Below are 8,502 nucleotides of genomic sequence, written 5' to 3'. Positions count from 1 at the left end.
GGGGTCCGTGGGTGCCGGGGGGTGAGGGCTCGTGACAGCCATGACTGAGCAACTTCCTGCGAGGTCGGAGGAGTTGGGAAAGGAGCAAGGAGGGGGCGCGCCTACGCCGACGCCGCGCGCAGGAACTCGATCGAACGGCGGGCGATGTCAGGGGCGTCGAGCGAGCCGCCCTGGATCTCGACGGAGACCAGGCCGCGGTGTCCGAGGTCGCGCAGGGCGGCCAGCACGGGAGGGAAGTCGATCTCGCCGGCGCCGAACTCCAGGTGCTGGTGGACGCCACGGCGCATGTCCTCGATCTGCACGTTCCGCAGCCGGGGGGCGGCCAGGCGCACACAGTCGAGCAGGGACCGCTCCTCCACGCAGTACGCGTGCCCCAGGTCCAGGGTGATCCCGAACAGTTCGTGCCCGCCGACCCGTTCGGCGAGTTCCAGGCAGCGCTCCACAGTGTCGACGAACATGTACGGCTCCGGCTCGAAGGCCAGCGCCACCCCGTACCGCGCCGCCGTCTCCAGGACCGTCTCGACGCCGGCCGCGAGGCGCTTGAACGCGTCCTCCTCCGGCAGTCGGTCGGGCGCGGGGCCGCTGCACAGATGGACGGTGGGCGAGCCGAGGTCGGCCGCGATGCGCAGGGCACGCCGCAACAGGTCGATCCTGAGCTCGGACCCGTCCGACATCAGTGTGGGCAGGTGCTTGCCCCAGGGGTCCAGGAAGTAGGGGGCACCGGTCTCGACGGTGACGTCCAGCCCGTGGCGCGACAGGTGTCGGGCGAGCACGGCCACGCGTCGGCGCAGGTCGTCGGCGTACGGGTCGAGGTGCCCGTGGTCGAGGGTGAGGGCCACGCCGTCGTAGCCGAGGTCGGCGAGGACGGTGAGGGCGTCGGTCAGGCGGTGGTTCGTGAAGCCGTTGGTGCCGTAGCCGAATCTGAGAGGGGTGGGGGGAGGTCTCATGCGGACGGTTCCTCACACGGAGGTGTCGGTGGGGTCGGGTGGATCAGGTACGTCAGGTAGATCAGGTAAGGCGGGTGGGTCAGGTGGGGGAGATACGCCGGGCCAGTCGGCGGGCAAGGGGGTGGACCGCGCCGAGTGCCGCGGCGACGGCCGGTGCGCCGCCCCGCGCGGTGAGGGCCGCCTGCAGGGGCATGAGCCCAAGGATTCCGGCGCCCACGGCCCGCCGTACGTTCTCGCCCGAGGGCTCACGTGCGGCCCGGGCCTGGGCCGTCCCGTACGTGCCCAGGTAGGCGAGGGCGCCCGCGGCGACGAGGCCGGTGCGGAGGGCCGTACGGAGGGCGGTGCGCCCTGTGGCCGCGTCCGGTCCGGCGGAGGCGGCCACCCGGGAAGCAGGGAGCGGGCGCCCGGCGGAGGCGGCCGCCCGCATCGCGGGGAGCGCGGTGGCGAGCGCCGTGGCCGTGGAGACGGCGAGGGTCGTGGCCGGCAGGCGCGCGGGGGCGCCGGAGATCTCGTGCCTGCTCAGGGTGGTCAGCGTGTAGGTGTGGGCGCCGACGAGGGCTGCGGGGACGGCGCCTCGGCGCAGCGCGACAGCCGCCGAAACGTTTCTGCTCGATCCGCGGGTGGGCCCGGGGGCCAGCGCGCCGGCCAGGACGTCCAGGGTGCGGGCCCCGGCCATGGCCGCCGCACCGGCCGGGGTGGACTTGAGCTTCAGGTCGTACGCCCAGACCAGACCCGCCAGCGGGAGCGCTCCCACTAGACTCCGGCGCCCCCCTGCGGCTGCGGCGAGACCGAGGCCCGCGACGGTCAGCCCGCCGGCCACGGCGAGCGCGGTGCGGCGGGGCACACGGCCCGAGGGGACCGGGCGGCCGGGGCGTTCGACGGCGTCGACGGTGGCGTCGGCGTAGTCGTTGAGGGCCATCCCCGCCCAGTAGAGGCAGACGGACGAACCGATGACGCCCAACGTGCGGGCCCCCAGCGGGCGTCCGGCGGCAGCCGCTCCCGCGATCACGTCACCAGGGACACTCAGCGCGGCCGGCGCCCTGACGAGGAGCGCCAGGTCGGCGAGGTGCGGTGCCGACCGGGATCCTAAGCGGGAAACCGCTTTCCGATCTTTCATAACCGCACCTTACCCAGCACCTCTTGAACTTTCAGTTAATTACCGCCGAGTAGGAGAAGTGACATGGGCGACAGTGGTTGCCCTTTTCAGGACGTGTCAACTGGGTGCAAAAATGAGTCATTTTGCCGAGCCCGCAGCCGCCGCCACACGGCCTTGGCCGCGTTGTGGCCCGACATTCCGTGCACGCCGGGCCCCGGCGGGGTCGCCGACGAGCAGATGAAGACCGCCGGATGCGGGGTGCTGTAGGGGAACAGGGAGAGCTTGGGGCGGAGCAGGAGCTGCAGTCCGGAGGCGGCACCGCAGGCGATGTCCCCGCCGACGTAGTTGGCGTTGCGCGCGGCCAGTTCGGGCGGGCCGGCGGTCGCACGGGCGAGGACGCGGTCGCGGAACCCCGGTGCGAAACGCTCCAGTTGGCGCTCTATGGCATCCGTGAGGTCCCCGGTCCAGCCGTTGGGCACATGGCCGTACGCCCAGAAGACGTGCTTGCCCTCGGGGGCGCGGGTGGGGTCGGCGACGCTGGGCTGCACGGTGATCAGGAAGGGCGGGTCCGGTGCGCGGTCCGTGCGGGAGGCCGCGTACAGGGCGGCGCCGATCTCGGACTCGTCGGCCGCGACCTGGACGGTGCCGGCGCCTCGGGCCTCCTCGGCGGTCCAGGGGACGGGGCCGTCCAGCGCGTAGTCGACCTTGAAGACGCTCGCCCCGTACCGGTACGTCTCGTAGTAGCGCCCGAAGCCCGCGATCCGGGCCAGGGCGGCGGGTGAGGTGTCGAAGACGTACGCGCGCGCGGGCGGCAGGTCGTCGAGGCGCTTGACCTCGTAGTCGGTGTGGACGGTGCCGCCGAGGTCCTTCAGGTACGCCGTCAGCGCGTCCGAGACGGCCTGCGAGCCACCGCGGGCGACGGGCCAGCCGCGGGCGTGCGCGGCCAGCGCGAAGACCAGGCCGACGGCGCCGGTGGCGAGGCCGTCCAGCGGGGCCATGACATGGGCGACCAGCCCGGCGAACAGGGTCTTGGCGCGCTCGTCGCGGAAGCGGCGCGTCAGCCAGGTGGAGGGCGGCAGCCCGACCAGGCCGAAGCGGGCCAGGGTGACCGGGTCGCGGGGCAGGGCGGTCAGCGGCAGCGACATGAAGTCGCGGACCAGGGTGTCCCACCTGGGCAGGAACGGCTCGACCAGTCTGCGGTACGCCCCGGCGTCACGCGGCCCGAACGAGGCCGCCGTCTCGGCCACCGACCGGGCCAGCACCGCGGCCGTACCGTCGGGGAACGGATGCGCCATGGGCCGCTCGGCGTGCAGCCACTCCAGCCCGTACCGCTGCAGCGGCATCGCGTTGAACGCGGGCGAGTTGATGCCCAGCGGGTGCGCGGCCGAGCACGGGTCGTGCCGGAAGCCGGGCAGGGTGAGCTCTTCGGTACGGGCTCCCCCGCCCACGGTGTCGCGGGCCTCGAACACGGCCACCGAGAAGCCCCGGCGGGCCAGCTCCACGGCAGCCGTCAGTCCGTTCGGCCCCGCACCCACCACGACCGCATCGAGCATCGACGGCACCTTCGGACTCCTTCGTCAGCCGGTGGCCACTCGGGACCAGGATATGCCGGAGGACCGACAGGGCCGGGCCACGGGTGGGGTGCGGCGGGTGACGCGACGGTGACGCGCCGGGTGGCGGAACCCGCCCCGCGCACCCGACCCGCGAACCCGCCCGCGGCTCAGGCTCCGTCCGCCAGCAGGCCCGCCACCCGGCGCGCCGTCGCCTCGTCGCGGGCAGCGGTGAACGGCAGCGCGTTGCCTCCGGTGATACGGAACGGCTCTCCCGTGCGGGTCAGGTGTGCGCCGCCCGCCTCCTCGACCAGGAGGAGGCCCGCGGCGTGGTCCCAAGCGGCCTCCCACGAGAAACCGGTGGCGTCCAAGTCACCGCGCGCGATGGAGAGATACTCCAGTCCGGCCGACCCGCACGCGCGCGCGGCGACGCCGTCGGTGTACAGCCCGAGGAGGGCCTGCTTCTGTTCGTCGGTCGTGTAGTCCGGGTGGGACGTGGCCACCCGCAGGTCCTCCCCCGGCACGGGTGAGCCGGCCCGCAGGGGCTCGCCGTCGAGGGTGGCGCCCCGGCCCCGTACCGCGACGGCGGCGAGGTCGAGGGCCGGAGCGTACGTCCAGGAGGCCCTCAGGACGCCGTGCAGGGCGAGCGCGACCAGGGTGCAGAAGCCGGGCTCGCCGCGGACGAACTGGCGGGTGCCGTCCACCGGGTCGACGATCCACACCGGTGCCTCGCCCTGAATCGCCTCGTACGACGCGGGGTTGGCGTGCACCGCCTCCTCGCCGACCACGACGGAACCGGGCAGCAGCTCGGTGAGCGCCTCCGTCAGATACAGCTCGGCCTTGCGGTCGGCGTCCGTCACCAGGTCGTGCGGGCCGCTCTTCTGGTCGACCTCGTGTGCCGCGAGCTGGCGGAAGCGCGGCATGATCTCGGCGGCGGCCGCCTTGCGGATCGCCTCCTCGACGTCGGTGACGTGCAGGGCGAGAAACTCGTCGATGGTTTCACTGTCTTCGATCATGTCTCCATGAGAGCACGCATCACTGACAATCCCCGCCCGTCCGGTGCACTCCGGGTGGAATCGCCGTGAATACCGTCGGCGCCGGGCCCGGCCGGAGCGGGCGGCGGCCGGGGCCCTTCGGGCTCGGGGTCACTCGCGGTCAGCGGCCGACCGCGTACCCCTGCATCCCCCGTGGGTTCGCCGCCGCGGACAGCACCCCGGTCTCCGGATCGCGGGCGACCGCGCACAGCCGACCCTCGGACCAGGCGTCGCCGACCAGCACCTCGTGCCCACGGCGACGCAGTTCCCCGACGACTCCGGACGGCATGCGGTACTCGACCGTGACGCTGCCGGGACGCATGCCGCGGGGGTAGAAGGAGCCGGGGAAGGAGTCGTTGTGCCAGTTCGGCGCGTCGATCGCGCCCTGGAGGTCGAGGCCGCCACGGACGTGGGGCCGCAGGGCGACCGCGAGGAAGAAGTGCAGCTGCCACTGGTCCTGCTGGTCGCCGCCGGGCGTACCGAACGCCATCACCGGCACTCCGTCACGCAGCGCCAGCGACGGCGTGAGCGTGGTGCGCGGCCGGCGGCCGGGGGTGAGGGAGTTCGGCAGGCCCTCGTCCAGCCATGTCATCTGCAGCCGGGTGCCGAGCGGGAAGCCGAGCTCGGGCACGACCGGGTTGGACTGGAGCCAGCCGCCGCTGGGCGTGGCCGCGACCATGTTGCCCCAGCGGTCGACGACGTCCAGGTGGCAGGTGTCGCCACGGGTGCCACCGTCCTCCGCGACGTCCGGCTCACCCGGGACCGGCGGCGGCGGGCTCTTCGCGACCGTCGGCTCGCCGACACCCAGCACGTCGAACCCCAGCGCGTCGAACCCCGGCTCATTGGCGGCCACCGCGCGCGCGTGGGCACTCAGCCGCGGAACACGCCCTCCGGGGCTGCCGGGCCGCAGCTCGTACGACGCCGTGTCGCCGACGAGCGCGCGCCGCCCGGCGTTGTACTCCTCCGACAGCAGAGCCTGCACCGGCACCTCGGCCGCGTCCCCGTACCAGGCCTCCCGGTCCGCCATCGCCAGCTTGCAGCCCTCGATCAGCAGGTGCACGTACTCGGCGGACCCGTACGGCGGCAGCTGCGACGGAAGGAGCGCGAGTTGCTGCAGCAGCACCGGACCCTGGCTCCAGGGGCCCGCCTTGCACAGGGTCCAGCCGTTCCAGTCGTACGTCACCGGCGGCTCGTAGGACGCGGACCAGGACGCCAGGTCTTCGGCTGTGAGGGTGCCGGTGTGGCGCTGGCCGCTGGTGTCCATCGTGGGCCGCCCGGCCTGCCGTACGAGCGCCTCGGCGATGAAGCCGGACCGCCACACCTCGCGGGCCGCCTCGATCTCGGCCACCCGGTTCCCCGCCCCGGACACCTCGGTGAGCAGCCGCTTCCAGGTGGCGGCCAGCGCCGGGTTGCGCAGCAGCTCACCCGCGCGCGGGGCCTTCCCTCCCGGCAGGTAGACCTCCGCCGACGAGAGCCACTCCCCCTCGAAGAGGGCACGCACCGTCTCGACGGTCTCCCCGACGCGTTCCACGGGCGCGTGCCCGTCCTCCGCGTACCCGATGGCGTACTTCAGGACGTCGGCGAGGGACTTCGTCCCGTGGTCGCGCAGCAACAGCATCCAGGCGTCGAAGGCGCCCGGCACGGCCGCCGCGAGCGGGCCGGTGCCGGGGACGAGTTCCAGACCGAGTCCCCTGTAGTGCTCGATCGTGGCCCCGGCGGGCGCGACGCCCTGCCCGCACAGCACCCTGACCTCACCGCCCGCCGGGGCGAGGATGATCGGCACCTCGCCCGCCGGGCCGTTGAGGTGGGGTTCGACGACGTGCAGCACGAAACCCGCGGCCACGGCGGCGTCGTAGGCGTTCCCACCCTCCTCCAGGACGGCCATCGCCGACTGCGAGGCGAGCCAGTGTGTGGAGGACACCATGCCGAAGGTGCCCTGGAGAGTCGGGCGGGACGTGAACATGTGGGCTCTCACCTCACTGTTTGTGTGCGTCGGCCGTTCGAGTCTGCGCTCAGGATCGGGCCTGGGGAGAATCTGGGGAGTTCGGGCCATTGCTTTCCGTCGCTCACTCCCCCAGCAGGCTATCGATCACCCTGCGCCCCTTCTTCCCGGCCTCAGGCATGAAGTGCGCGTAGTGATCGAGGGTGATGGTCGGCGACGAATGCCCCAGCCACTTGGCGAGAGTGACGACCGACTCTCCGGCCTCCAGCACGAGGGATGCGTAGGAATGCCTTGTGTCCGCAGAGGCCGTGTGCGGATGACCTCGTGTGGCGATTGAGCAGGCCGGTCGTCGTGGCCGCCTTCGCGACGTAGACGGCCGGATGTGTTGCATTCCGCCGCGGCGGCGGTGACGGGGATCACACTCATGTGGGTGTCTCAACTGCAAGTCCCGATCACTGTGGTTCGCGGTGCCGGAAGGCGGCTGACTCGGCTCGTCCCAGCGGCGGCTTCGCGGAGGCGGACGATCTCCTCGCGCTGGGCGGCGAGTCGAGCCAGGGCCTGGGTGCGGAAGTCAGTGAGCTCGTCGACCGTCTGCTCCGACTGTGCCAGCCGCTCGTTGAGCTTGGTGTTTGCTGCCTTGAGGCGGGCGATCTGGGCCTCGCGCGGGTCGGGGATCTCGCCGGCCTGCTGCAGTGCTTTCTGGCGGCGTTCGAACTCGACGCGGAGGTGAGCGTAGGGACGGGTGCCGTAGAAGGCAGTGCGGTCGACGCCTGCTTCGCGGGCGAGGGTCTTGACGTCACACTTTCCGCCGGGAGGGATCTCGCCGCGCAGGAGACGGTCCATGGCGGCCCGGACGCGGTTCTCGTTCTCGGCCCGCTGGGCTGCGCTGATCCTCATGGTGACTCCTGTTGCGGCCGGATGGGACACCGGCGGCGTCGTCTGCCCGCAGAGTTGGGGCGTCGTCGGCGGTGGTCTCGTGAAGGTGGTGCCGAGGTGGGGGCTGGATCACTTCAGGACAACGCACCCACGTTGGACCAGGTCGTCGAGGAGCCGCGGGGCGGGTTCGAGGTCGTTCCAGCGGAGGTCCAGTTTCTCCAGTGAGGGCATCCGGGCGAGCCAGCCGGGCAGCTTCTTGACGTGGTTGGCACGTAGATCGAGGTGTCGGAGCAGAGGGAGCTCGGCCAGGGGCTCGGGGATCTCGGTCAGCGCATTTTCGCGAAGGTCCAGGTGACGCAGTTGCGTCAGTTCGGCGGAGGATTCCGGTAGCCGGGGAAGGCCGTTTCCGCGGAGCCACAGTTCTCGCAGCTGAGACAGGCTGCCGATCGTGTCGGGGAGCCCGGCCAGGTGGTTGTGCTGTGCTCGCAACTCGACGAGGTAGCGCATGTTGCCGATGGTTTCAGGGAGTTCGGTGAGGCTGTTTTCGCTGACGTTGAGGTAGCGCAGCCGCGTCAGTCGTCCCAGCGACTCGGGGAGCTCTGTCAAGCGGTTGTCGTGCAGGTAGAGGAAGTCGGTGAGTGCTGCCAACTCACCCAGTTCGTTGGGCACCGTGGTGAGCGCGTTGTGCCCCAGGTCCAGCGTGTGCAGGCGATGCAGAGTTCCGATCTTGGGTGAGATCGTCGTCAGCCCGTTGTCCGCGAGAATCAAGATCTCCAGGTCGGTCCGCAGCCAAACCGACTCCGGCACCTCTCCGAGACCGTGCTGCCATAGATTCAATGCTTGTGTCACGGGATTGCCCCCAATTTCGTTCCGGATCTTGCTCACTCTGGTTGGAATTGTCTCGCGGCGTCGATTCCGGCGACGACGCGGAGGGCCCGGTCGTGGTCGGCTTGGAGCCGGGTGCGTTCGGACTTGCGTGTCGTGCCGAGCTGCCCGATGAACGTCTCGGTGCGTTCGGCGTGCTCGGCCCAGATGGGGCGGTGGCAGGGGTGGTGGG

Annotated in this window: 7 protein-coding genes and 1 pseudogene; all 8 read right to left on the bottom strand. The window is 71.7% G+C overall.

All coding sequences use genetic code 11. From position 1 onward, the window contains the following. Positions 1–101: 101 nt before the first annotated feature. The 8 genes and pseudogenes from FNH08_RS37385 to FNH08_RS37350 all read right to left on the bottom strand — a co-directional run bounded on the left by FNH08_RS37385 (position 102) and on the right by FNH08_RS37350 (position 8,330). Positions 102–947, bottom strand: a complete 846-nt coding sequence (locus FNH08_RS37385) for a sugar phosphate isomerase/epimerase family protein (protein ID WP_152775971.1) — start codon at positions 945–947, stop codon at positions 102–104. A 79-nt stretch (positions 948–1,026) separates the two neighbouring features. Continuing rightward, positions 1,027–2,064 (bottom strand): SCO3242 family prenyltransferase, encoded by a 1,038-nt coding sequence (locus tag FNH08_RS37380; protein WP_152775970.1) that lies wholly within the window; start codon positions 2,062–2,064, stop codon positions 1,027–1,029. Between the two features lie 86 nt (positions 2,065–2,150). After that, positions 2,151–3,596 (bottom strand): phytoene desaturase family protein, encoded by a 1,446-nt coding sequence (locus FNH08_RS37375; protein WP_152775973.1) that lies wholly within the window; start codon positions 3,594–3,596, stop codon positions 2,151–2,153. A gap of 167 nt (positions 3,597–3,763) precedes the next feature. After that, entirely contained in the window at positions 3,764–4,609 is an 846-nt protein-coding gene (locus tag FNH08_RS37370; RefSeq protein ID WP_152775969.1) for an inositol monophosphatase family protein, read from the bottom strand. Positions 4,610–4,748: 139 nt separating this feature from the next. Continuing rightward, entirely contained in the window at positions 4,749–6,590 is a 1,842-nt protein-coding gene (locus FNH08_RS37365; RefSeq protein ID WP_152775968.1) for a gamma-glutamyltransferase family protein, read from the bottom strand. A gap of 103 nt (positions 6,591–6,693) precedes the next feature. Beyond that, positions 6,694–6,861 (bottom strand): annotated as a pseudogene (locus FNH08_RS37360) (integrase); the annotation flags it as partial. Between the two features lie 143 nt (positions 6,862–7,004). Further along, positions 7,005–7,466 carry a hypothetical protein gene (locus FNH08_RS37355; protein ID WP_152775967.1) on the bottom strand — a complete coding sequence of 154 codons (462 nt, stop codon included), beginning with the start codon at positions 7,464–7,466 and terminating at the stop codon, positions 7,005–7,007. 108 nt (positions 7,467–7,574) lie between these two features. Next, complete coding sequence (locus FNH08_RS37350; RefSeq protein WP_322726120.1) at positions 7,575–8,330, bottom strand: leucine-rich repeat domain-containing protein; 756 nt, start codon at positions 8,328–8,330, stop codon at positions 7,575–7,577. Positions 8,331–8,502: the final 172 nt, after the last annotated feature.

It is taken from the genome of Streptomyces spongiae (genome assembly GCF_009377185.1).
GTDB classification, from domain to species: domain Bacteria; phylum Actinomycetota; class Actinomycetes; order Streptomycetales; family Streptomycetaceae; genus Streptomyces; species Streptomyces spongiae.
The sequence above is the reverse complement of the archived record's forward strand: the minus strand, read 5'-3'. Positions and strand labels throughout refer to the sequence as shown.

Coding starts and splice junctions, on each gene's coding strand:
- FNH08_RS37385 (WP_152775971.1), bottom strand. CDS start 947: ATGAGACCTCCCCCCACCCCTCTCAGATTCGGCTACGGCACCAACGGC.
- FNH08_RS37380 (WP_152775970.1), bottom strand. CDS start 2,064: ATGAAAGATCGGAAAGCGGTTTCCCGCTTAGGATCCCGGTCGGCACCG.
- FNH08_RS37375 (WP_152775973.1), bottom strand. CDS start 3,596: ATGCTCGATGCGGTCGTGGTGGGTGCGGGGCCGAACGGACTGACGGCT.
- FNH08_RS37370 (WP_152775969.1), bottom strand. CDS start 4,609: ATGATCGAAGACAGTGAAACCATCGACGAGTTTCTCGCCCTGCACGTC.
- FNH08_RS37365 (WP_152775968.1), bottom strand. CDS start 6,590: ATGTTCACGTCCCGCCCGACTCTCCAGGGCACCTTCGGCATGGTGTCC.
- FNH08_RS37355 (WP_152775967.1), bottom strand. CDS start 7,466: ATGAGGATCAGCGCAGCCCAGCGGGCCGAGAACGAGAACCGCGTCCGG.